This is a genomic window from Anaerococcus octavius, from assembly GCF_900445265.1.
GTDB lineage: Bacteria > Bacillota > Clostridia > Tissierellales > Peptoniphilaceae > Anaerococcus > Anaerococcus octavius.
The window spans coordinates 1398995-1421709 of record NZ_UFTA01000002.1; the positions used below are offsets into that span (position 1 = coordinate 1398995).

Sequence of the window (22715 nt, forward strand, 5' to 3'; positions counted from 1 at the left end):
ACCTTCTTAATTTTCTTTAGTAGTTTCTTTCTTAGATGGTTTTACCCATTTTTTAACTTCTATTTCTTCAACTGATCCACCAGCCGCTTCAATTTTTTCTTTTGCACTTGCTGTGAATTTGTGAGCTTTTACATTTAGTTTTGATGTAAGTTCTCCATCACCTAGGATTTTAACTCCATCTTTTGCTTTATTTTTATTTAGTAGTTTGTTTTCAAATAGTAATTCTGGTGTTACTTGTGTACCGTCTTCGAAGACATTTAATGTTTCAACATTTATAACTTCATATTGTTTTTTGTTGATATTTTTAAATCCTCTTTTTGGAAGACGTCTGTATAGTGGCATTTGTCCACCTTCGAAACCTGGTCTTACGCCACCGCCGCTTCTTGAGTTTTGACCATCTTGACCGCGACCTGCACGTGTACCATTTCCGCTACCTGGACCTCTACCTTTTCTTTTTTTCTTTTTTAGAGGTTGATTAGGTTGTAATTCATGTAATTTCATCTTACACTCCTAGTTTAATTCTTTTACTTCTAGCATGAATGGAATTTTATTAATCATTCCTCTTACTGCTTGATTATCTTCTCTTACAACGCTTTGACCGATCTTTCTAAGTCCAAGGGCTTTTGCTGTTGCAATTTGATCATCTTTTCTACCGATAAAAGATCTTTTAAGTTTGATTTCTAATTGTGCCATACTCTCTCCTTAATAATCGAATTCTTCTACCGATTTACCACGAAGTTTAGCAACTTCTTCTACAGTTTTCATGTTTGAAAATGCTTCTAGACATGCGTTGATGATATTTCTAGGATTGCTGCTTCCTAGATTTTTAGCTCTGATGTCTTTATAACCTGCAAGTTCACAGATAGCACGAACTGGACCACCAGCGATAACTCCTGTACCTTCTATGGCAGGCATTAGTAATACATGTCCAGCACCTTTTACTCCTTCAACTCTGTGAGGGATTGTTGTTCCTACTAATGGAACGTGGATCATGTGTTTTTTTGCATCTTCAGTTGCTTTTCTAATTGCTTCTGGTACTTCTGTAGCTTTTCCTGTTCCTACTCCAACGACTCCGTTAGAATCTCCTACTACAACAAGTGCTGAGAATCTCATGTTACGTCCACCTTTTACAGTTTTTGCAACTCTGTTTATAGCAACTACTCTATCTTCGAGGTTTAGTTTTTCTACTTCACTTCTTAATAAATAATTCATCTAAATCCTCCTATTAAAACTTAAGACCAGCTTCTCTTGCAGCTTCTGCTAAAGCTTTAACTTTTCCGTGGTATAAGTTACCATTTCTATCAAAAGCTACTTCTGTTATTCCAGCTTCTGTTGCTTTTTTTGCAATTGTTTCTCCTACTTTTCTAGCAGCTTCTATATTAGATTTACTTTCTAAACCCTCAGCTACATCTTTTTGTAGTGTGTTTGCACTTGCAAGTGTTAGTCCATTTACGTCATCAATAATTTGTGCATAAATGTTAGCATTTGATTTATATACGGAAAGTCTTGGTCTTTGAGGAGTACCGCTGATTTTTGCTCTAACTCTTTTTTTACGAGTTTGAAGTCTTTGTCTTTTATTATCTTTAGCCATTTATATCTCCTACTTACCTGTTTTACCGACTTTACGTCTTACATATTCGCCTTCATATCTGATACCTTTACCCTTGTATGGTTCTGGTTTTCTCCATTTTCTGATATTAGCTGCATGTAATCCTACTAATTGTTTATCAATTCCTTTTACAATTATTGTTCTGTCATTTGGTACTTCAGTTTCGATTCCTTCCGGATCTGGCATTGTTACTTGGTGAGAGAATCCTAAATTCATTACAAGGTTGTTTCCTTGTTTAGATGCTCTATAACCTGTACCTTCGATTTGAAGTGTTTTGCTAAATCCTTCTGTAACGCCTTGTACCATATTAGCTATAAGTGATCTAAATAAACCATGGTCGATGTTTTGTTGTTTTGTATAATCTTCTGGAATATTAATTAGTAGTTGGTTATCTTCTTCTACTATTTCAATTGTTTTGGGAAATTCTTGAGTTAAGTTTCCTTTTGGTCCTTCAACTCTAATTGATTGTCCATCAATAACAACTGAAACTCCATTTGGTATTTCAATTGGTTGTTTACCTATTCTTGACATATATTTCTCCTTACCATACGTAACAAATAACTTCGCCACCGATGTTTTCACTTCTTGCAGCTTTGTCAGTTAAAAGTCCTTTTGATGTTGAAATAATTGCTGTTCCAAGACCGTTTAGTACTTTAGGCACTTCGTTTGCTTTTACATAAACTCTAAGGCCTGGTTTACTTATTCTTCTTAGTCCTGAGATTACTTTCTCACCGTTTTCTGTATATTTTAAGTCTATTGTAAGAATTCCTTGTTTGTTGTCTTCTTCAACATTAAATCCGTTTATGAAGCCTTCATCAAGAAGAATTTGTGCAATAGCTTTTTTTTCATTAGAAGATGGTAAGCTTACTTGTTTATGATTTGCTTTAACCGCATTTCTAATTCTTGTTAGCATATCCGCAATTGGATCTGTCATCATAATATTATCCTCCCTAATTACCAGCTTGCTTTTCTTACTCCTGGAATTTGACCTTCGTTTGCTAGTTCTCTAAAGCATACACGGCAAATTCCATATTTTCTAAGGTAACCATGTGGTCTACCACAAATTTTACATCTGTTATATTCTTGTGTTGAATATTTGTGATGTTTTTTTTGTTTAGCTATCATTGACTTTTTAGCCATTTTTACTCCTTTATTTTGTAAATGGCATTCCCATTAATTGTAAGAATGCTTTAGCTTCTTCATCTGTTTGTGCTGTAGTAACTATAGTAATATCCATTCCGTGTAAGAAATCTACATCATCGTATTTGATTTCTGGGAATATCAGTTGTTCTTTGATACCTAGTGAATAGTTTCCTCGTCCATCAAATGAATTTGGATTTATTCCTCTAAAGTCTCTAACACGTGGTAGTGAAATAGAAATTAGTTTATCTAGGAAGTCATACATTTTATCACGTCTTAATGTTACTTTAGCACCAATAGCTTGTCCTTCTCTTAGCTTGAAGTTAGCAACTGATTTTTTTGCTTTTGCTTCAACTGGTACTTGACCTGTAATTAATGCAAGTTCATTTTTTACTGAATTTAATAGATTTTGGTTATCTTTTGCTTCTCCAAGACCAACATTAATTACGATTTTTTCAAGTTTTGGTACTTGCATTACATTTTCATAGCCAAATTGTTCTATTAACTGTTTTACTACTTCATTTTCGTATTTTTCTCTTAGTCTATTGTTTGCCATAATTTCTCCTTAAACTCAATCGAATTTTTCGTTTGTTTTATGGCTTACTCTTATTTTTCTGCCATCTTCAAGTACTTTGCTTGTTCTTACACCTTTTTTAAGTTCTTCTGAATATAAAAGTACTTTTGAAGCATCAATTGGGCACTCTTTTTCGATTCTGCCGCTTTCTTCACCCATTTGAGTTGCTCTTTGGTGTTTAACTCTAACATTAGCACCTTCAACTACTACTTTATTTTCTTTTGGATAAGCTTTTAATACTTCTCCAACATGACCCTTATCTTGGCCTGATATAATTTGAACTTTATCGCCTTTTTTAACGTGCATAACTTCCTCCTATAGTACTTCTGGAGCTAGGGATATAATTCTCATGAATCCTTCCCCTCTTAATTCTCTAGTTACTGGTCCAAATATACGGGTTCCTACTGGTGATTTATCATCTTTTATGATTACTGCTGCGTTTTCATCAAAGTTAATTTTTGATCCGTCGCTTCTTTTTAAGCCTCTTTTGCTTCTAACAATTACAGCTTTTACAACGTCACCTTTTTTTACCGCTCCGCCGGGTGTTGCACTTTTTACTGAACAAGTTACAACATCACCTATATTTGCATATCTAATTCCAGTTCCGCCAAGAACTTTGATTACTTGTAATTCACGTGCTCCGGAGTTATCTGCAACTCTCATGCGAGTTTCTTGTTGTATCATGACTATCTCCTTAACTTATTAAACAATTTCAGCAGCTTCGGCTACTCTTACTAGTCTCCATCTTTTTGTTTTTGATAGAGGGCGAGTTTCCATTATTACTACTGCATCGCCTACTTTAGCTTCATTATTTTCATCATGAGCTTTGTATTTTTTACTTCTATTAATTCTTTTTTTGTAAACTGGGTGTGAAATTTTCTCTTCAACTAAAACTGTAATAGTTTTATCCATCGCATCAGATACCACAACACCACGTTCTACTCTTCTACTGTTTCTTTCCATGAAATTTAAGCCTCCCTATTTATATTAAGCTTTCTTTCAGTTTGAATTGTTTTAACTCTTGCGATGTCTTTTTTGACATTTCCTATTGCTGATGGATTTTCTAATTGTCCAGTTGCAAGTCTGAAACGAAGATTAAAAAGCTCACTTTGTAAATCATACAATTGTTTATCTAAATCATGGTCTGATAAATTTCTGATTTCTTTTGCTTTCATTATTATTCCTCCGTACCTGTAACTTCAAGTCTTTTAATGAATTTGGTTTTTACTGGAAGTTTTTGCGCAGCAAGTCTCATTGCTTCTCTTGCAACTTCTTCGCTAACCCCACTCATTTCAAATAGTACACGGCCTGGTTTTACTACTGCTACCCAATATTCTGGAGCACCTTTACCAGAACCCATTCTTACTTCTGCAGGTTTTTTTGATACTGGTTTATCTGGGAATACTTTAATCCAGATTTGACCACCTCTTTTTATATATCTTGTCATCGCACGACGAGCAGCCTCGATTTGGTTAGCTGTCATCCAAGTAGGTTCTAGTGCTTGTAATCCATACTCACCATAAGCTAATTGGTTTCCTCTTTGAGCTTCACCTTTCATTCTGCCCCTGTGTTGTCTACGATATTTAACTCTTTTAGGCATTAACATAAGTTTGTCTCCTTATATAATACTATTTGTTAGTATTTTCGTTTGCGTTTCTGTTAGGACGTCTATTATTGTTTCTTCTTTTTTTGTTTCTATTATTTGGTCTTTGTTTCATTTTTGGTTCTCTAACTGCTTTTTGTCCTGGTAGGACTTCGCCTTTATAGATCCAAACTTTACAACCAATCTTACCATATTCTGTATCTGCTTCAGCAAATCCATAGTCAATGTCAGCTCTTAGTGTTTGAAGTGGAATTGTTCCTTCTGAATATCCTTCACTTCTAGCCATATCAGCTCCACCAAGTCTACCTGATACCATTGTTTTGATACCTTTAGCTCCAGCTCTCATTGTTCTTTGGATTGGTTGTTTCATAGCACGTCTAAATGCCACTCTGTTTTCTAATGCTGATGCAATATTTTCTGCTACTAATTGTGCATTTAAATCTTGGTATTTAATTTCTTCAACGTTTATGATTGTTCTTTTGCCTGGAGCAACTTTTTCGATTTTTTTCTTAAGTTCTTCGATTCCTGCTCCACCTTTACCGATTACCATTCCTGGTTTTCCAGCATAGATTGTGATTTTAAGATTGTTTACTGCACGTTCTATTTCGATATCAGCAATACCTGCATCATAAACTTCTTTTTTTATTACTTTTCTGATGTTATAGTCTTCTACTAATAGATCTGAGAATTCTTCCTTGTCTGCAAACCATTTTGAATCCCAATCTCTTATAACACCAACTCTAAATCCTTTTGGGTTTACTTTTTGGCCCATTTTTTCCTCCTATGCCTCTATATTCTCAAGAATTACACCGATGTGGCTACTTCTTTTTAGTATTGGGTAAGCTGCACCTTTAGCTTTTGGATGCCATCTTTTCATTGTTGGAGCATCATTTGCAAATGCGTTTTTTACGTATAGATCTTCTCTGTCTAATCCATTGTTATTTTCAGCATTTGCTATAGCACTTTTAAGTACATTTTCTAGTAATCTAGCACCTTTTTTGTTTGTAAATCTTAAGATATTTAGTGCTTCGTCTACTTGTTTACCTCTAATTTCTTTACAAATATAGTTTACTTTAAGAGGAGATATTCTTTGATATTTAGCTGTTGCTTTTACTTCCATTGTCATCTCCTAACGCATTTTTGATTTCATTTCAGTAGCTTTTTTAGCATGGCCTCTGAAAGTTCTTGTTGGAACAAATTCACCTAGTTTATGTCCTACCATATCTTCTGTAATATAGATTGGCACGTGTTTTCTTCCATCGTGAACTGCTATTGTATGTTCTACAAATTCAGGGAATATTGTAGAACGTCTTGACCAAGTTTTTATAACTTTTTTCTCATTTTTTTCATTTAATTCGTCAATCTTTTTCATTAAATGATCATCGACAAATGGTCCTTTTTTAAGTGATCTAGCCATTATATCCCCCTATTTTTCATCTCTTCTTCTTACGATATATTGTGTAGAAGATTTTTTGTTATTACGTGTTTTAACACCGATAGCTTTTTTACCCCATGGTGTCATTGGTGATGGACGACCGATTGGTGTTCTACCTTCACCACCACCGTGTGGATGGTCTACTGGGTTCATTACTGATCCTCTTACGTGTGGTCTACGTCCTAGGTATCTTGATTTACCAGCTTTTCCTAATCTTACTAATTCATGTTCTGAGTTTCCTACAACACCAACTGTTGCTTTACATCCTAAATGGATAAGTCTTACTTCACCACTTGGCAATCTAAGTGTTGCAAAGTTTCCTTCTTTAGCCATTAGTTGTGCACCTGCTCCTGCAGATCTTACTAAAACTCCGCCTTGTCCTGGTCTCATTTCGATGTTGTGTACTGTAGTACCTACTGGAATGTCCTTTAATTCAAGTGCATTACCTGGTTTAATATCTGCATCTGTTCCAGATAATAATTTATCTCCTACTTTTAGTCCACGTGGAGCTAAAATATATCTTTTTTCACCATCTGCATATGAAAGTAGAGCAATGTTTGCTGATCTATTTGGATCGTATTCGATAGTTTTTACTGTTGCTGGAATACCATCTTTGTTTCTTTTAAAGTCGATGATTCTGTATTTTCTTCTTACTCCACCGCCTCTAAAACGAACTGTTGTTCTACCTGTATTGTTACGTCCACCTTTGGATCTTAAATCTGTTAAAAGTGATTTTTCTGGTCTGTTTGTTGTAATTTCTTCGAATGTTGAAACAGACATATTTCTATGACCGTTTGAAGTTGGTTTTAATTTTCTAGGCATTTAAATCCTCCTTATAAACCTTCGAAGTATTCGATTTCTGCACTGTCATCTGTTAGTGTTACAACAGCTTTTTTCCAGTCAGCTTTTTTACCGATACCATGACGAGTTCTTACTTTTTTACCTTCATAGTTCATGGTTCTAACTTTTTTAACTTTTACACCGTCAAAAATTTGTTCGATAGCAGCTTTAATTTCTGGTTTGTTTGCATTTTTATCTACTTCAAAAGTGTATTTGTTTTCATCAAGTAAGCTCATGCTTTTTTCTGTAATAATTGGTCTTTTAATTACTTCATAAGGTGATTTCATTATATAAATACCTCCTCAAGTTTAGCAATTGCATCCTTTGTAATTACTAGCTTGTTATGTCTTACTAAATCATAAACATTGATTAGATTTGCAGCTGCTACATCAACGCCTTCGATGTTTCTAAATGATCTATAAACAATATTATCATTTTCAGCTGTTATAACATAGGCTTTTTTACCAGCATCGATTGCATTTAATATATTTGCTGCTTCTTTTGTTTTAGGTGCTTCAAATGATAGGCTGTCTAAAACTATTAATTCGTTGTCGTTTACTTTTGAAGTAAGAACTGAGTAAAGTGCTTTTCTTCTTAATTTTTTAGGAACTTGATAACTATAGTCTCTTGGTTTTGGTGCAAATACAACTCCACCGCCTGTATAGTGTGGTGCTCTTATTGAACCTTGACGAGCTCTTCCTGTTCCTTTTTGTCTAAATGGTTTACGTCCACCTCCACGTACTTCAGCACGTGTTCTAGCAGATTGTGTACCTTGTCTTTTATTTGCAAGTTGGTTTTTAACTACTTCATATACAGCATGTTCGCTTATCTCAGTGTTAAATAGAGTTTCATTTAACTCTAATTCCCCAACATTTTCTCCTTTTATGTTTAAAACATTAACTTTAGGCATCTAACTCCTCCTTAGTTTTGGCCCTTAACTGCTTGTTTTACTTGAACAAGTCCGCCTTTAGGTCCTGGAACCGCACCTTTAACTAGGATGTAACTATCTTCTGTATTTACTTTAACCACTTGTAAATTTTGGATAGTAACTCTTTCATTTCCCATTTTTCCTGAGCCTTTTCTACCTTTAAATACTCTTGCTGGATCTGAACCTGCTGAACGAGCACCTGCTACTCTGTGAGATTTAGAACCGTGAGATTGTGGACCTCTACCATAGTTCCATCTTTTAATAGCACCTTGGGTTCCTTTACCCTTGCTTGTTGCAACAACGTCTACGATTTCGCCTTCTTCAAAGATATCTACTGCTACTGTATCACCTACTGTTAGGTCTACTGGGTCATTTCCATAGTTGACTTCTTTTAAGTATCTTTTGTAAGATGCGCCTGCCTTGTCAAAGTGACCTTTTACTGGTTTTTTGACATTTTTTTCTTTTTTGTCCATATAGCCGATTTGTGCTGCGTTGTAACCGTCTGTTTCTTCAGTTTTGATTTGTACAACTACATTTTCTTCAGCTTTTAGAACAGTAACTGGAGTGATAACTCCGTCTTCATCGATGACTTGAGTCATGCCTACTTTTGTTGTAAATATACTCTTCATTGAGTACCTCCTTAATTACAGCGGATTGATTATCCAATCATTCTAATTACAGTTATTATAACTTAATTTCGATATCAACACCTGCAGGTAAGTTTAATTTCTTAAGTGCATCAAGTGTTTTTGCATTTGGATTAATGATATCGATTAATCTTTTGTGTGTTCTTTGTTCAAACTGTTCTCTAGAGTCTTTGTATTTGTGAACCGCTCTTAAGATTGTAATCTTTTCTACTTCTGTTGGAAGTGGAATTGGTCCAGATACTTCTGCTCCGCTTCTTTTAACCGCTTCTACGATTTTTTCTGCTGAGCTATCGATAACTTCATGATCGTAAGCTCTAAGTCTAATTCTGATTTTTTGTTGATTAGCCATTTTTCCTCTCTCTTTCTATACCACGCCTCCGGGCGTTTAATGTGTGTGGAAACCGCTTAGAATTATTTCTAAACTTGCTAGACAAGAGTTCCCTCATAGCTTGGCCTTGGCCACAAGCAACATCTTGCTTCAAAGCACCCTAATATAATACACTAAAAACACCTTAAAATCAAGAGCTTTTGTCAATTTTTACAAACTTTTATATATATTTATATAAATACATAAAACTTATGATGAAAGCTTTATTTCCGAGCATTTTCTGTGCAATATTTTGTTAGTATACCAGCTAATTATAGAAAGTCAAATAAATATTTGGAATAATTTTTAGAAGTTTCACATAAAATATTAAAAAGCTCCATTAAAAACTAAGTAAAACTTTCTTAGTTAGTTAAGGAGCTTTTTTATCAATTACACAAAAAATTTATAGAGTCTTTGCCAGGTTCTAAATTCCGTCTCTTTTTTACCTTAGCTTTGTTAAAGTGACATTTGTACTGCTGATAAAATACTTCTTCTTTATTAGAATCTGGCCATCTGTAATCATTAGAACAGTTTTCTTTTAACTCTTGCCAAGACTTCTTTATATCATCTTTGCTAACTGATAACCTAAGAGATCTTTTAGGAGAAACAGATAATGACCATACCCCATCTCTATTAATCCACTTTATATTATTAAAATATTCATATTTATTTAATTCATCTTTATCTGCTGAACAACTTTTACTTTTATTAATATCATTATCCTCTTGGCAGGAGACCAAAATTAATGCTCCCAAAAGTATATAAAGATATAATTTTTTATTACGCATTTTTTATCTTTCTTTTAAAATTATGTTATTATATGTTTTTTCCGTCATCTTAAATGTAATAAGGTAGAAAAGTATATAGGCTGCAAATACTGCTAATAGACATTTTATAAATAATCCTGTATTTGTAAGTCCAAGCATTTTTAAAAATTCAGTGATTATTGGCAAAGCAAAAAGTGAATGGATAAAGGCAAATACTAAAGGCAAGAAAAATACCAAGCCCATTTGCTTAGATATACTTTTTTTAGCTTCTTTATCAGTCATACCCAATTGTCTCATAGTTTTAAACCTTGCTCTATCATCAAGACCTTCAGAAAGTTGTTTGTAATAAATAGCTAGTACTGTAGATACTAAAAATCCTAAACCTAGGATAATACCTACAAAGAATATTCCCGCATACATAGCTAATAATTCTGCCCTATCAGCTTTACCGTCACTTAAAGAAAACCACTGATCTGATAGCTTATCAGCAAATTTCTTCCACAAATTTTCCTTTAACTGTGGATCATATGGTCCATCTACATCAAAAGTTATATTCCAATTTTCGTCATACCTAGGATCATCACTTATCTTTAGACTATCTGTCACTTCCTTAAAAAGCTTAGGATCTTTAAAAACAAGTTTAGAGGTATTTGTCATAGTTATATCAGTAGAAGGAAATTTCGTAGAATAATTTTCTTCTTTTTCCTTGTTAATTTTTAAATCTTTACCTTCAATTTTCGTTATATTATAATCTTGATCATCTGATAAGAGTATAGCATCAGCTCCATTAAAATTATAAGTAGAATTTTCATCAAGATAAAGTCCTAGAAAACTAGAACCTCCAAACTCTTCTTCAAGAGTAGCTTCAGAATCACGTTTGGTAATTATAGTTCCATTTTTATCTATAATAAAACAATTTGACTTAAAAGAATTTATCTTAGCAGTTTTATTTTCTTCTTTTAATGCGTTTGCTACTAATTTCTCATAATAATCTAAACTTTCTTCTTTTTTAGGAAAGCTCATTTTGTAATCAGTTGGATACAGTTGATCTTGCATTTTAATAGTTCCAAAATAAAGGGAAAAGCCCGAAGTTAAAACAACTATTACCATGGTTGATAAGACAGCAATACTAGCAAGAGTATTAGCACTATTTTTCACTCTATAAATCAAACCAGAAACTGCTGTAAAGTTTGATTTTTTGTAATAAAATCTTTTATTTTTCTGTAATAATTTTAATATTCCAGATATTATTACAGAAAAAGCAAGATATGTTCCTAAAATTACTAGCAAGACAGCTACAAAAAATAATCTAAAAGCTTTCATAGGATTATCTGTGCTAAGGCTTATATAATACCCTAGACCTATACAAATAATCCCTAATATTCCTATAATAGCAGGATGTTTAGGAGCTTTTTGTCCTGCTTTCGACTCTTGCATATAATTAATAGGAGTAAAATTCCTATTCTTAAAAATTTGTTTTAAAAGTAATAATGCAAATATAGCTAAAAATATTAAAGCTGTAAGCACCAGTGGTTGTATTACTGGAAAAATCCCACTTTCTAATACATTAATATCAGAATTCATCAATTTCAAAAATCCAGCAAAAACTAATTTATATGATATTAGTGATATAAGAGTGCCTATTATTAGTGACCTTAAGTATAAAATCAATAGTTCATGAAGATATATCTTTATTAAATGCTTTTTCTCCATTCCTAGCATCAGATATAGAGCCGACTCATCTGCCTTATTCTTTTGAATAAAGTTATAGTTCTGCGAAATCGTAAGTAAGGCAAATATCAATAGTATTATAGAACCAAGATCCATAAGTGTTCCTATTGTAGTTGCCCCAAAAAAAGTTTCTATAACAGGATCGGCACTTATAGATAGACATAAGTTTATTAAAACTATAAAAAACACCGTAGTTCCTATAAATGGATAATAGAGTCTTTTATGTCTTCTTATTCCATCTTCGGCGAGATTTTTATAAAGTGAGTTCATCTTATCTCACCTCTTTGAAGCATTTGCATGGTATCTGCAATTTTTTCTCCCATTTCAAATTTTGAAAATCCAGAATTGTAAATCTCGTGAAAGATCTTTCCATCTTTTATAAATAAAACTCTTTTTGCTTCTGCAGCCGCTTGAATGGAGTGAGTAACCATTATAATAGTTTGACCATCTTCGTTTAGCTTACTAAAAACTTCCATAAGTTCTCTAGAAGAATTTGAATCCAACGCTCCTGTTGGCTCATCTGCTAAAAGTAATTTGGGATTTGTTATCAGTGCACGGGTTACTGCACATCTTTGCTTTTGCCCTCCAGATACTTCATAAGGATATTTATTTAAAAGTTCATTTATCCTTAAAGCTTTAGTTATATCATCTACTCTTTTATCAAAAGTCTTAGGATTTTCTTCTGCTAAAATTAGGGGCAATAAAATATTTTCTTTAAGAGTTAGGGTATCTAGCAAATTAAAATCTTGAAATACAAATCCCAAGTGATCACGCCTAAATTTTGATATTTCAGAATCATTTATAGTAGAAAAATCTTTGCCTTCCAAAATAATTTTGCCTGCCGTAGGCTTATCCAAAAGAGCAAGTAAATTTAAAAGAGTTGTTTTACCTGACCCAGATTCACCCATGATCGCTATATATTCTCCCTCTTCTACTGAAAAATTTACATTATTTAAAGCATGTACTTCATTGCTTGATAATCTTGTCTTGTATACTTTTTTTAAATTTGAAACTTCTAGTAACATAAAATCATATTCCTTTCATATCTTTTTCTATATACTACAATAGAAAAAAATAAAAATCCTTGGATTAATCTAACAAATTTCTTCTTAAAGTGACAATTTGTTAGTTTAGTACACGGCCGATATTTAATATTACTTTTGTCCCCACATCTACTTTTGAATCTATACCTACATCTATGCTCAAATTTTCTGCAGTAGTTTTTACCAAATTTAATCCTATACCAGTAGATTTTTTGTAAATTCTACCATTATAACCTGTATATGACTTTTCAAAAACTCTGGGCAAATCTTCTTTTCTAATACCTATACCAGTATCTTTAATAATTAAATTTTTATCTTCTATATAAATAGAGATTGTCCCATTCTGAGTATATTTATTGGAATTTGACAAAATCTGATCTATTATCAAAGCAAACCACTTTTTATCTGTTGTTAAATATAAATTAGTAGGATCAAAATTTATTTTGTTCTTTCTTTTGATAAAAACTTTAGAATATTTTTTTATAGATGATGATATTAATTTGTCAAGACTTAAATCTTCAAAAACAAAATCTGTAGAAAGCGATTCTAGTCTCATATACGATAAAAGAGTATCTATATACTCTTCTATTTCAAAAACTTCATTTTTTGCAGCATATATATCCACCGGATGATCGTCTAAAATTAAATCTAAAGAAAATAATGGAGTTTTGATTTGATGAGTCCATATAGTGATATAATCTTTGAAAGCTTTCATCTTCAACTCAAAAGCATTTTCCATATCTGTATTTTTCTCTTTTAAAGCAATCATTGTTTCTGCAAAATCTGTAGCTTCTATAATATCTGGTTTTTTTGAAGAAATATCCCTTACCCACAAATCTAATTCATTGGTATAGTTTTTATATTTACTATAAGAAATAAGCATATCCACTAAAAATATAAATATTGAAACTAAGATAATATACAAGATATAATTTCTATTCAAGCCAAATAGACTACTAACAATTAGAAAGCTAATATAAACTATAAATATTATTAAGCTATGGGTCTTCAACTTTAAGAATCTATACATCTCTTTCAATATAATAACCCACCTTCTTTTTAGTCTTTATAAAATCATTTAGCCCAATATTCTCAAGCTTTTTCCTAAGTCTCATTATATTTACAGTAAGAGTATTATCATCTATAAATTCATCGGTTTGCCAAATCTTGTCCATAAATTCCTCTCGTCTGAAAACTTTTTGAGGTTGAGCAAACATCATTTCTAAAATAAGGTACTCATTTTTTGTTAAACTTATCTCACCACCTTCAAAAATCAATAACATCTTATCCCTATCAATAATAATGTCTTTATAAGCTATATTATCTAAAGAATCAGTATATTCATAAGATCTCCTCAAAAGAGCCTTTATTTTTGCAAGGAGCAATTCCAAATCAAAGGGTTTTGTAATATAATCATCAGCACCCATATTCATAGCCATAATTTTATTTAAATTTTCATCTGCAGATGAAATAAAGATAATAGGCACATTTGAAACCTTTCTAATCTCTTCACACCAATAATAGCCATTAAAAAACGGCAAAGAAATATCAATTAGGACAATAGCAGGATCAATATTTTTGTACTGGTCAAAAACTTTTTCAAAATCGTCTGCCAGATAAACATCATAAGACCAATTTTCCAAAAATTTTTTAAGAGAATTACCTATAACATCATCATCTTCTATAATAAAAATCTTAAACTTATCCATAATCCACCTCTTTGCTATGATTATATCCTAAAAAAGTTCAATTAAAAAAAGCTACCAAGATTAATTTCTCAGTAGCTTCATATATTTATCATTCCAAATCAGAAAAATCATAATTCCTATCTTCCAAATCTTTAATTAAATTTGGAAAGGCTTTGAGAATTCTCTTTTCACCCTGTTTTTGGAAGTTTTGCTTAAATTCTATGCTGCGTTGGTCGAATTCCTTTCTTTTATTTACTGTTTTTTCTGCTGTGGCTATCCCTTTATTGGCAATCCTTTCTCCTATGTCTGTCGTAATTTCTCCTAGTTTTTCTTTTGATTCTTCTATTTCTTTAAATTTTTTATTGATACCAAGGATTGTATTTATTGTTGAAATTACATCTAGTATAAATATTATAGCTATGATTATATTTACAATTATTAAAATTTTTCTAGGCACAGATCTTACTAGAATTGCTATCATTGGATGAATAGTTTCATATAAGATAAAGCACAAAGCTCCCCAGAGAAGTGAGTATTCTGCACAAATATATCCTCCAATGTTAAATTTTTTATCTGAATAGTCCCACCATTTTTTATTAAATAATTTTTCTAAAATAAATCCTGTTATTAATTCAATTAAGCTTGCTATTATCATTGATGCAACAAATAAATATATTTTGCTATTTGTATCTACTTTTCTTAATAAAATTAATATAGAAATCGCTGCGAAACCATATATTGGACACCAAGGACCGTTTAATACTCCACAGTTGATATATTCGTCAGCATTTATGCCATTATAGGCTACTTCTAGTATCCAACCTATTATTGCATAGATAAAAAAATAAATTATATAAATTTTCAGCATATATGCTCCTATGTGAGGATTAAATTAGCTTTAATAGAGAATTTTTTCTTTAATCAAACTTATTGTTTTTTCTTTTCTTAAAGTCTATTTTTTCCCATTTCTCTTCTAAATCTTTTAATAAATTTGGATATGCACGTAATAGTCTTTTTTCTCCAAAGGAGTCAAAAAACGCTTTAAATTCTGCACTTTTTTCGTCAAATTCTTTTCCGAACTTAGATTTTTCTAGTTCTTTTTTCTTATCTAGGGCTTTGAATGTCTGATTGGCAACTTTTTGTCCTATACCGTCTGAAACTTTTCTAATATCTTTTGATTGATTTTCGATATATTTGAACTTTTTGTTAAGTCCCATAATCGTTATAATGGTAGAGATAAAATCTACTATAAACATTACACACATTATTACATTTATCACAATTAAAACTTTTATTGGTATTGCAAAAATACCTTTTTTAACTAGTGGATGGATCGCTTCATATAAAATAAAACAGATTGCTCCCCAAACCAGGGAAAATTCTGCACATATGTAGCCGTGAAAATTAAATTTATAGCTGGTATAATCCCACCATCTCTTATGAAATATTTTTTCTAAAATCACTCCTGTTATCAATTCTAAGAGGGTTGCTATAATCATAGCCATAAAAAATAAAAATAATTTATTGTCGTCTCCAACTACATTTAAAATCGAAATAACCGCTATGGCTCCAAATCCATATATAGGACAATAAGGTCCATTAAAAAATCCTCTATTTATAAATCTCCCTTTGGTTATAACATGAAAGGAAACTTCTATTATCCATCCTATGATGGCATAAACAAAAAAATAACTTATGTAATATTGCATAATTTTCCTCAAATAAAAAAACTCTTAAGAATGTCTTCTTAAGAGTATATTCTACGAATTTATTTTATTTCTTCAATTACTTTGATAGCTTCTTGCTTATCCAAAGTGCTTCTGGTATAAATATAATTTTTGCCATCTTTGATTACTATATAGTTAAAGGATCCATCATCCCAGTATTTTCCAGTATTTTTTTCGATTATAATATCTTCAGCATCCTCTGGCACTTTTATAATTTCATTTAATCTTTTATCTTTTTGTGTAATTTGAATAGTAATTTTTTTAGCAGGGTTTTTATCTGCTTTGTACTCTGCTGTTCTTAAATCATATTTTTCATTCCTGAAATTTTCAACAAAATTTTCTGGTAGATAGCCAAATTCCAAGTCGTAAATCCCCTTTTCTCCAGAATCTTTGTTTCTTAATTCATTAGCTGGTTCTGGTTCTACTGCCAGATCACCTGTTTTTTCCGCTTCTTTTATTTCTTTTTTAGTTGGTGTTTCTAGCTTTTTTTCTCCAGCAGTATTATTACCACAAGCCATTAGGGGAGCTTGTAAGGTTAAAAGCATTGCCAATAATATCAATTTTTTATTTTTCATGATTTCTCCAGTTTTAATAATTCAGAGCTAATTATACCTCTTTCTAAAAATAAAAAATTATTAGTTATTGTTCTTATCATATTTTTTTAAATGGTCTTTTGCTTGCTTTAAAAATTCTTCCATAACCTTTATTCTTGAATAATGTTTTTGATTTCCTTCTACTATTATCCATGGGGCATAGTCTACATTTGTGCGATAAAGCATCTCATCCATAGCCTCTATATATGCATCCCATTTGTCTCGATTGCGCCAATCTTCATCTGTAATTTTATAATTTTTATCAGGATTATTTTCACGATCCATAAATCTTTGGTATTGGGTATCTTTATCTATTGTCACAAAGAATTTCATTACCATGGAGCCGTGATCTGTTATTTCTTTTTCAAACTCTAAGATTTCATCATAGGCCCTATCCCATTCGTTTGTTTTTGCAAATCCTTCTACTCGTTCTACCATAACTCTGCCGTACCAAGATCTAGAAAATATTCCTGCGTAGCCATCTTCTGGCAATTTTTCATAAAATCTCCACAAGTAATTATGATCTAATTCTTCCTTACTTGGTGCAGAAATAGCTTGAACTGTGTATAACCTTGGGTCTACTTTTTTTACTAAACGTTCGATTGCGCCATCTTTACCGGCTGCATCTACACCTTCAAATACTAAAACCGTAGAGATACCGCGTTTATAAAATTCAAAAAGTACATCTCTAATTTCTTTTTGTAATTTTGTTTTCTTTTCCTTATAATCATCTTCAGATATAGTTTTATCAAGGTTTAAATTTTCGATTATCTGTACTGGATTATCAAAAGACCTTTCTTTGTTTTCACTGTCTAATTTTTGATTTGATGCTCTTTCAAGTCCTATAGTTAAGCTTTCTATAACTTGATAGAGAGCTTCTTTAGATGCTTTTTTTAGATTATTGCTATCTATAATAGTCCAAGGACTAAAGGAAAAATTTGTTTTTTCTAGCACATTTTCAAAATGTTTTTTATATTTTTTGTAATCTTTGTTTTGTTCTATATCTGACTGTGTTAGATAAAAACTTTTTTGGTTGCTTTTCTTTAGATCATCAATACGTTTTTTCTGCTCATCTTCACTTACACTTAAGAAAAGTTTAATGATAATAGTTTGATCATCGTAGAGTATCTTTTCTATTTTTTCTAAAGATCTAATTTTTGCATTCAAATCCTTACTACTAATTTTTACATCATCAAATAATTTATAGTAAAATGACCTATCAAAAATTTTGATGTGCCCTTTTTTAGGGGCATTTACAAAGAATCTTTTTGCAAAAGGGAATTTATTATCATAGTCATCATCTTTTTCAAAAACTTCTACATCAAAATATTTTGGATTTAGTTCTTCAGTTAGTTCATTTATTACATAACCCTTGCCAGATGATTCGAAACCATCAACCATAATTAAAATTGGAACACCTAAATTTTGACAAATTCTGCTTAGTTTTCCTAGTTTCACTTGTAATTCAGATTTTTTCAAATCAGGATAACTTGTTTCAATTTCTTTATCTAAATTCATTTTTCTCTCCTTAGTCTATAATCCACTAATACCCCAAATTATTCTAAGTAATATCAGCAATCTTAGATCGACTTATAATTTTTATATTTTTATCTTTTATTTCAATTAGTCCATCATCTATCATTTTTGAAAGTTCTCTAGAAAGTGACGGTCTCGTAGTAGCCAAAATATCTGCCCATTCTTCACGGGATAAATCTATTTTTACAAGTCCATTTTCTTCGTGGACAAGCAAATATTTCGCAATTTTTTGCCTTAGAGTTGATTGGGATGTAATTTGATTTGATCTACTTAGTTGCAGGCACTTTTTGGAAACTAAATTAATATATGAGATTAAAAAATTATAAGGGCTATTTATCTCAAATAGTTTTTTAAAATCATGAATTATCAAAACCTTGCACTTAGTTTCAGCCTGAGCTGAAAAATCAAAAGCTTCTTCAAAGTAAGAATAAACTTCACCAAATATAGAGGGCTTATTAAATTTTCTTATGATAAATCTTTTGCCATTTGGATCTATTTTATATACTAAAATGCTACCTTCGATTAGATAATACATATTTCCTGTAACTTCACCTACAGTAAATATCTGCATATCTTTTTCAAATACTTTTTCTTCAAATTTTGTTTTTTGGGTCAATGTTTTCAAATCTTCATCAGATAAGTTTTTAAAAATAGGTATCTGCCTTAAATCCATATTTCACCTCATTTTAAGTATAAGAAAAGATGCATTATTTTGCAATGCACCTTTTAAAAATCCAATAATTATTTATCAATTATTTCTAGAATTACTTCATCTGCAGTTTTAAAACCTTGGTGGGAAAGTTTGCCTATATTTGCAATGGTTTCTTCGATATTTTTTCCAACTATACCTACATTTGCTTGGCTTACCACTCCATTTAAAGCTAGATATGCAGCAATTATTGATTCTTCAGCACTTGTTGAAAGCTTCATAGAACAAGATTCCTTTGCACCATCGCAAATCATCCCAGTAATGTTTGCAAAAATATTTGTACACGCTCCAGCTATTTCTTCTTCACCACCACCTAGCATAAAGGCAATTGCTGCACAAGAGCCGATAGCAGCTCCTATTGCACAACCACAAAGTCCAGATAATTTCCCTGCATATTCTTTTACATATCTATTTATAATGTGGGCAAAAAATAATCCTCTCGCCAAAGTGTCATCATCTAAATTTTCTTCTTTAGCTATCATATATATTGGTAAAGTAATTCCTACTCCTTGATTGCCGCTGCCACCAGAAGTCATTATTGGCAGTGGACCTCCACCCATACGCATATCTGCTGCAGCTGCTGTCAAAATTCTAGTGTCTGTAATAAAATTATCTGGCAAAATATTATTTTCCTTAAGTTCATTTAATTTTTTGCCAAGACCCATACCATATCCCTTAAGTCCTTCATCTGCTGCATCTAAATTTACATCAACACCTTCTAATACAAAATCAATTTCTTTTATATCTATTTCTCTTACTATATTCGCAATATCTTTAAAAGACATATTTTTTATAGAAAATGTGGACTTTTCTGCATCTACAAATGGATTGTCCATAATGACTTTACCATTTTTTATAACTTTACTTATATGAGAATGAGAATGAGAAATAATCGCTGTAACTTCATCATCTGCAGTTTTTAATGTAACTTCTATGTATATATCTGGTAAATTTTCATCAAGATACTCATTAGATAAATCTCTAATATTTACAACTAAATTATTACTAACAAAATTTCTAGCTTTTTTTATCTCATCATCAGTAAGGTTTGAAAAAACTAAAAAAGCTTTATCAGTTTTTTTTGTAAAAGCACCAAGACTAGCTGCTAAGTCCAAACCATGGTCTCCTGTATTTGGAATTTTTACTGCCTTACCATTTTTATAAATATTTTTGCTTACTTTTAAATTAATTTTAGAAATTTCATCTTTATTTAAGTAATCACTAGCTATATTTGCTGCATAGGCAACTGCTACTGGCTCTGTACAACCGATGGCTTTAGTAGAATCTTCACCTACAATATTTATTAATTCATTTTCTATACTCTTATCCATCTCTTTTATGCCTCCCTAAGTATTATAATAAAAAGTATAATTTATAGCAAACGATTTCATTGTTTATATAAGTTTATTAAGAAAAAAAATTATATATAAAAAATCAGGTTCTATTAAAAGAACCTGATCCTTATATTTTTTATTAGGCTGTCATTGTTGTTAGGTCATCTTCAACTGTAGAAATTGGTGCGATACCGAAGTTTTCTACTAAGAAATCTACAACTGTTGGTGATAAGAATGCTGGTAGTGTTGGTCCTAGGTGGATATTTTTAACTCCTAGGCTTAAAAGTGCTAGTAATACTATTACTGCTTTTTGTTCATACCAAGCAATGTTATATTCAATTGGTAAGTCATTTATATCATCTAATCCAAAAGCATCTTTTAATGCTAGTGCAATTTGAACTAAGGAATATGAGTCATTACATTGACCTGCATCAAGCACTCTTGGGATACCATTTATATCGCCTAAACCAAGTTTATTGTATCTATATTTAGCACAACCTGCAGTTAGGATGATATAATCTTCTGGAAGTCCTTCAGCAAATTCTGAATAATAGTTTCTTTCCTTAAATCTACCATCGCATCCACCCATTACTACGAATTTTTTAATATTGCCCGCTTTGATTTCTTCAACAATTTTATCTGAAAGTTGAATAACTTGATTGTGAGCAAAACCACCTGTCACCTTTAAATCTTCTAGATTTTCTGGAGCTCTACAAGTTTTTGCTAATTCAATTATTTCTGAAAAATCTTTATTGCCATTTTCATCAACTTCAATATGTTTGCATCCTGGATAACCTGCATTACCTGTAGTAAACATTCTATCTTGGTAAGTATTATCTTTTTTCATTGGTACTATACAGTTAGTTGTCATTAAGATTGGACCATTAAAGCTTTCAAATTCTTCATTTTGGTGCCACCAACTGCTACCATAATTTCCGTGAAAATGATCATATTTTTTGAATTCTGGATAGTAGTTTGCTGGAAGCATCTCTGAGTGAGTATAAATCTCTACTCCGCTATCCTTACTTTGTTCAAGTAGCATTTTCATATCGTGTAAATCGTGACCTGAAATTAAAATTCCTGGTTTGTTTCCTGCTGAATAATCTACTTCTGTAATCTCTGGGTTGCCGTAGCTTTCTGTATTTGCCTTATCTAAAAGACCCATAGCTTTTACACCGTGTTCTCCAGTAGCCATTACTAGATCTATTAAGCTTGCTACTTCTTTATCTTTTTTTGTAGTTTCTTCTAAAGCTTGAGCTATAAATCTATCAACTTCATGGTCTTTATAGCCAAGTACATTTGCATGATGGTTATATGCAGCCATTCCTTTTAATCCATATGTACAAAGCTCAACTAGACTTCTTTCATCTTCGTTCATTATATTTAAAACACCAACTTCTATAGCCTTACGAGAAAGTTCATCATCATCCATTGATGAGTAAAGAGCAAAGTCAGATAAATCTTCTTTATTATCTATTTTTTCTAAAAGTTCATCTTTCATTTTGATAGTTTCTTTTACAACTTCCATAATAGCTGGAGTATCAAAGTTCGCATTTGTAATTGTTATAAATAAATTATTTGAAATTCTATCATAGACTTTATCATTGTCTTCCCCGATTTTATTAGCTACTTCAGCAAGACCTTTTGTTACATATATTAATAAATCTTGACTATTTGCAGTATCTTCTTTTTTACCACAAACACCTTGTACAGTGCATCCTTGATTTTTCGCTGTTTCTTGACATTGATAACAAAACATATTATTACTCCTTTTGTAAATTCTATTTGTTAAATATCTCTTATGGTCTTATTATAGGATATATTTTTATAAAAATCGGTAACATATGTTACAATAACGCTTTATTTTCAAAAAAATTATGAAAAAGTAATGGGTATAATATAAAAAAGTTATCCAATTTAAGGAGGAGAATATGGGATTTTTTGATAAATTTAAATCTAAATCAAAAGAAAGTGCACAAGTAAGTGCAGATATAATATATGCACCAATGACTGGAGAAGTAAAAAATATTGCAGAATGTGAAGATCCAGTATTTGCTCAGGAAATTGTAGGAAAAGGAACTATGATTGTTCCAAGTGAAGGAAAAATATTCGCGCCAGTTGATGGCAATGTTTCTATGCTCGCTGATACAGGACACGCTTTAGGAATCACTTCTGCAAGCGGTCTTGAAATTTTAATCCATATCGGCCTTGATACAGTAGAGCTTGAAGGAGTACCATTTAATATAAAATTAAAACAAGATGAAAATGTAAAAAAAGGTGACTTACTTTTAGAATTTGACATTGAGCAAATAAAAGCAAACGGAAAATCTACCCAATCACCAGTTATAATCACAAATCCAGATGGATATGAAATCAATATTTTAAAAATCGGTCATATAAACCAAGATGATGAATTAATTGAAGTTAGAAAAATTTAAGATATC

At 31.5% G+C, this 22715-nt stretch carries 34 protein-coding genes; 1 reads left to right on the plus strand and 33 read right to left on the minus strand.

Annotated elements, in window-relative coordinates:
- Positions 1 to 6: 6 nt before the first annotated feature.
- From rplO to hcp, 33 genes are all read right to left on the minus strand, one after another.
- Positions 7 to 501 (minus strand): 50S ribosomal protein L15, encoded by a 495-nt coding sequence (gene rplO / locus DY249_RS06800; RefSeq protein WP_101539533.1) that lies wholly within the window; start codon positions 499 to 501, stop codon positions 7 to 9.
- Positions 502 to 510: 9 nt separating this feature from the next.
- The gene (gene rpmD, locus DY249_RS06805; RefSeq protein ID WP_101539534.1) at positions 511 to 693 is read right to left on the minus strand and encodes a 50S ribosomal protein L30; all 183 of its coding nucleotides are present in this window, start codon (positions 691 to 693) and stop codon (positions 511 to 513) included.
- Between the two features lie 9 nt (positions 694 to 702).
- Positions 703 to 1212 (minus strand): 30S ribosomal protein S5, encoded by a 510-nt coding sequence (rpsE, locus tag DY249_RS06810; protein WP_101539535.1) that lies wholly within the window; start codon positions 1210 to 1212, stop codon positions 703 to 705.
- A gap of 13 nt (positions 1213 to 1225) precedes the next feature.
- Positions 1226 to 1591 carry a 50S ribosomal protein L18 gene (gene rplR, locus DY249_RS06815; RefSeq protein WP_101539536.1) on the minus strand — a complete coding sequence of 122 codons (366 nt, stop codon included), beginning with the start codon at positions 1589 to 1591 and terminating at the stop codon, positions 1226 to 1228.
- Between the two features lie 9 nt (positions 1592 to 1600).
- Positions 1601 to 2140, minus strand: a complete 540-nt coding sequence (gene rplF / locus DY249_RS06820) for a 50S ribosomal protein L6 (RefSeq protein WP_101539537.1) — start codon at positions 2138 to 2140, stop codon at positions 1601 to 1603.
- Positions 2141 to 2150: 10 nt separating this feature from the next.
- Positions 2151 to 2546, minus strand: coding sequence for a 30S ribosomal protein S8 (rpsH, locus tag DY249_RS06825; protein WP_101539538.1), 396 nt, complete (start codon positions 2544 to 2546; stop codon positions 2151 to 2153).
- 17 nt (positions 2547 to 2563) lie between these two features.
- Positions 2564 to 2749 carry a type Z 30S ribosomal protein S14 gene (locus tag DY249_RS06830; RefSeq protein ID WP_101539539.1) on the minus strand — a complete coding sequence of 62 codons (186 nt, stop codon included), beginning with the start codon at positions 2747 to 2749 and terminating at the stop codon, positions 2564 to 2566.
- Positions 2750 to 2759: 10 nt separating this feature from the next.
- The gene (rplE, locus tag DY249_RS06835; RefSeq protein ID WP_101539540.1) at positions 2760 to 3305 is read right to left on the minus strand and encodes a 50S ribosomal protein L5; all 546 of its coding nucleotides are present in this window, start codon (positions 3303 to 3305) and stop codon (positions 2760 to 2762) included.
- Between the two features lie 15 nt (positions 3306 to 3320).
- The gene (rplX, locus tag DY249_RS06840) at positions 3321 to 3629 is read right to left on the minus strand and encodes a 50S ribosomal protein L24 (RefSeq protein ID WP_101539541.1); all 309 of its coding nucleotides are present in this window, start codon (positions 3627 to 3629) and stop codon (positions 3321 to 3323) included.
- 9 nt (positions 3630 to 3638) lie between these two features.
- Positions 3639 to 4007: a 50S ribosomal protein L14 gene (rplN, locus tag DY249_RS06845; protein WP_101539542.1), complete on the minus strand. Its 369-nt coding sequence runs from the start codon at positions 4005 to 4007 to the stop codon at positions 3639 to 3641.
- A gap of 18 nt (positions 4008 to 4025) precedes the next feature.
- A complete protein-coding gene (rpsQ, locus tag DY249_RS06850) occupies positions 4026 to 4286 on the minus strand; it encodes a 30S ribosomal protein S17 (protein WP_115595625.1) in 261 nt (86 codons plus the stop codon).
- A 5-nt stretch (positions 4287 to 4291) separates the two neighbouring features.
- On the minus strand, positions 4292 to 4498 hold the full coding sequence (gene rpmC / locus DY249_RS06855) for a 50S ribosomal protein L29 (RefSeq protein ID WP_101539544.1): 207 nt from the start codon (positions 4496 to 4498) through the stop codon (positions 4292 to 4294).
- A gap of 2 nt (positions 4499 to 4500) precedes the next feature.
- Positions 4501 to 4929, minus strand: coding sequence for a 50S ribosomal protein L16 (rplP, locus tag DY249_RS06860; RefSeq protein WP_101539545.1), 429 nt, complete (start codon positions 4927 to 4929; stop codon positions 4501 to 4503).
- A 22-nt stretch (positions 4930 to 4951) separates the two neighbouring features.
- A complete protein-coding gene (gene rpsC, locus DY249_RS06865; protein ID WP_115595626.1) occupies positions 4952 to 5698 on the minus strand; it encodes a 30S ribosomal protein S3 in 747 nt (248 codons plus the stop codon).
- 9 nt (positions 5699 to 5707) lie between these two features.
- Complete coding sequence (gene rplV, locus DY249_RS06870; protein ID WP_101539547.1) at positions 5708 to 6046, minus strand: 50S ribosomal protein L22; 339 nt, start codon at positions 6044 to 6046, stop codon at positions 5708 to 5710.
- A gap of 9 nt (positions 6047 to 6055) precedes the next feature.
- Positions 6056 to 6343, minus strand: a complete 288-nt coding sequence (gene rpsS, locus DY249_RS06875; RefSeq protein WP_101539548.1) for a 30S ribosomal protein S19 — start codon at positions 6341 to 6343, stop codon at positions 6056 to 6058.
- Between the two features lie 9 nt (positions 6344 to 6352).
- A complete protein-coding gene (gene rplB, locus DY249_RS06880; RefSeq protein ID WP_101539549.1) occupies positions 6353 to 7183 on the minus strand; it encodes a 50S ribosomal protein L2 in 831 nt (276 codons plus the stop codon).
- An 11-nt stretch (positions 7184 to 7194) separates the two neighbouring features.
- Entirely contained in the window at positions 7195 to 7488 is a 294-nt protein-coding gene (rplW, locus tag DY249_RS06885) for a 50S ribosomal protein L23 (protein WP_101539550.1), read from the minus strand.
- Positions 7488 to 8111, minus strand: a complete 624-nt coding sequence (gene rplD / locus DY249_RS06890; RefSeq protein ID WP_115595627.1) for a 50S ribosomal protein L4 — start codon at positions 8109 to 8111, stop codon at positions 7488 to 7490. The genes rplW and rplD overlap by 1 nt, the downstream gene beginning before the upstream one ends.
- A gap of 11 nt (positions 8112 to 8122) precedes the next feature.
- A complete protein-coding gene (rplC, locus tag DY249_RS06895) occupies positions 8123 to 8758 on the minus strand; it encodes a 50S ribosomal protein L3 (protein ID WP_101539552.1) in 636 nt (211 codons plus the stop codon).
- A gap of 55 nt (positions 8759 to 8813) precedes the next feature.
- Complete coding sequence (rpsJ, locus tag DY249_RS06900; RefSeq protein WP_044565289.1) at positions 8814 to 9125, minus strand: 30S ribosomal protein S10; 312 nt, start codon at positions 9123 to 9125, stop codon at positions 8814 to 8816.
- 404 nt (positions 9126 to 9529) lie between these two features.
- Positions 9530 to 9931: a DUF2599 domain-containing protein gene (locus tag DY249_RS06905; RefSeq protein ID WP_115595628.1), complete on the minus strand. Its 402-nt coding sequence runs from the start codon at positions 9929 to 9931 to the stop codon at positions 9530 to 9532.
- A 3-nt stretch (positions 9932 to 9934) separates the two neighbouring features.
- On the minus strand, positions 9935 to 11911 hold the full coding sequence (locus tag DY249_RS06910) for an ABC transporter permease (protein WP_115595629.1): 1977 nt from the start codon (positions 11909 to 11911) through the stop codon (positions 9935 to 9937).
- Positions 11908 to 12666, minus strand: coding sequence for an ABC transporter ATP-binding protein (locus DY249_RS06915; RefSeq protein WP_115595630.1), 759 nt, complete (start codon positions 12664 to 12666; stop codon positions 11908 to 11910). Before DY249_RS06915 ends, DY249_RS06910 begins: the two co-directional genes overlap by 4 nt.
- Before the next feature lie 100 nt (positions 12667 to 12766).
- The gene (locus tag DY249_RS06920; RefSeq protein WP_172540075.1) at positions 12767 to 13627 is read right to left on the minus strand and encodes a sensor histidine kinase; all 861 of its coding nucleotides are present in this window, start codon (positions 13625 to 13627) and stop codon (positions 12767 to 12769) included.
- Between the two features lie 79 nt (positions 13628 to 13706).
- Positions 13707 to 14393 (minus strand): response regulator transcription factor, encoded by a 687-nt coding sequence (locus DY249_RS06925; protein ID WP_115595632.1) that lies wholly within the window; start codon positions 14391 to 14393, stop codon positions 13707 to 13709.
- Positions 14394 to 14481: 88 nt separating this feature from the next.
- Positions 14482 to 15240, minus strand: coding sequence for a putative ABC transporter permease (locus tag DY249_RS06930; protein WP_115595633.1), 759 nt, complete (start codon positions 15238 to 15240; stop codon positions 14482 to 14484).
- Positions 15241 to 15289: 49 nt separating this feature from the next.
- Entirely contained in the window at positions 15290 to 16081 is a 792-nt protein-coding gene (locus DY249_RS06935) for a putative ABC transporter permease (protein WP_115595634.1), read from the minus strand.
- A gap of 59 nt (positions 16082 to 16140) precedes the next feature.
- A complete protein-coding gene (locus DY249_RS06940) occupies positions 16141 to 16674 on the minus strand; it encodes a DUF4367 domain-containing protein (protein WP_115595635.1) in 534 nt (177 codons plus the stop codon).
- A gap of 60 nt (positions 16675 to 16734) precedes the next feature.
- On the minus strand, positions 16735 to 18210 hold the full coding sequence (locus DY249_RS06945) for a hypothetical protein (protein WP_115595636.1): 1476 nt from the start codon (positions 18208 to 18210) through the stop codon (positions 16735 to 16737).
- Positions 18211 to 18253: 43 nt separating this feature from the next.
- Complete coding sequence (locus tag DY249_RS06950) at positions 18254 to 18901, minus strand: Crp/Fnr family transcriptional regulator (protein WP_115595637.1); 648 nt, start codon at positions 18899 to 18901, stop codon at positions 18254 to 18256.
- 68 nt (positions 18902 to 18969) lie between these two features.
- Positions 18970 to 20268 carry an L-cysteine desulfidase family protein gene (locus DY249_RS06955; protein WP_115595638.1) on the minus strand — a complete coding sequence of 433 codons (1299 nt, stop codon included), beginning with the start codon at positions 20266 to 20268 and terminating at the stop codon, positions 18970 to 18972.
- Positions 20269 to 20410: 142 nt separating this feature from the next.
- Positions 20411 to 22030 carry a hydroxylamine reductase gene (hcp, locus tag DY249_RS06960; RefSeq protein ID WP_115595639.1) on the minus strand — a complete coding sequence of 540 codons (1620 nt, stop codon included), beginning with the start codon at positions 22028 to 22030 and terminating at the stop codon, positions 20411 to 20413.
- A 172-nt stretch (positions 22031 to 22202) separates the two neighbouring features.
- Between hcp and DY249_RS06965 the strand changes: the two genes are divergently transcribed.
- Complete coding sequence (locus DY249_RS06965; protein WP_115595640.1) at positions 22203 to 22709, plus strand: PTS sugar transporter subunit IIA; 507 nt, start codon at positions 22203 to 22205, stop codon at positions 22707 to 22709.
- The last annotated feature ends 6 nt before the right edge of the window (positions 22710 to 22715 follow it).